Genomic DNA, 1,078 nt, shown 5'->3' on the forward strand with positions numbered 1-1,078 from the left:
GTTCAGGAGTTTGAGTAGAAGGAGAATCAGGCATACCATTACCTACTGTGTTTGGTTTCTCTATTCCTTTAGACCAATTTATCTGAACAACGGATAAAAGAACTCGAGCAACAACTCGAAGAAACTCAACTGAAAGCGGACTTCTTTGAGGCTGTCGTAAAAGTAATGGATAGAGATTTCGGAGTCCGAATCTCAAAGAAGCGCAAAGCCGAGTTATTAAGGAAAAAACGGTCAAAAAGCTCACAGTAACTAAAGCTTGTCACTTCATCGGGATTACTCGGCAGGCGTTTTACAAACGCTGCGCGCTCGAGCTTCAGCGAACTCAGAAAGAGCAATCTGTCATTGGGTTCGTCAAAGAGCAAAGGATTCGACATCCTCGATTAGGAACTCGAAAGCTAAAGTACTTACTCAGTCAGAGTAACATTTATATAGGGCGAGACAGTCTGTTTTTATTGCTAAAACAGCATCGCCTATTGGTCTTAAACCGTAGGGCTTATCATCGAACAACAAACAGCCATCACCGGTTCCACTGCCATCCAAACCGAATCAAAGAGGGCATGGTTCCAAATAAACCGGAGCAGTTGTGGGTCGCTGATATTACTTACTTGGCAACACGAGCGGGAAATACTTATCTCAGCTTAATCACTGACGCTTACTCGAGGAAGATAGTTGGGTATCATCTCGATGATAATATGAAGACGCAAGCCGTTAAGAGTGCGTTCCTGAAAGCTTTGAAAAAGCGGCGATATGAGGGAGAGCTTATCCATCACTCTGATCGAGGTATTCAATACTGCTCTGAAGAATATCAGTCATTACACAGAAAATATCATGTGACATGCTCTATGACTGATGGGTACGACTGCTATCAAAACGCTCTAGCGGAAAGAGTAAATGGTATCTTAAAGATGGAGTACTTGCTGACTAAGCCGAATGACTTGAATGAAGCTAAGAAAATGGTCGCTGAGTCTGTGAAACTCTATAATGAACAGAGACCACATACAGCTCTAAAATACAAAACGCCCGATGAAGTTCATCGAGCGTTTTAACTAAAAGTGTCAACCCATATCAGGACGGGTCA

The 1,078-nt window shown here is 42.7% G+C and carries 1 pseudogene; it reads left to right on the forward strand.

Features of this window, described 5'->3' with window-relative positions:
* Nucleotides 1–72 precede the first annotated feature (72 nt).
* A pseudogene (locus KIV41_RS24630) lies at nucleotides 73–1,046 on the forward strand (IS3 family transposase); the annotation flags it as partial.
* Between the last annotated feature and the right edge of the window lie 32 nt (nucleotides 1,047–1,078).

This window comes from Vibrio sp. D401a (genome assembly GCF_030248515.1).
Taxonomy (GTDB): domain Bacteria; phylum Pseudomonadota; class Gammaproteobacteria; order Enterobacterales; family Vibrionaceae; genus Vibrio; species Vibrio rotiferianus.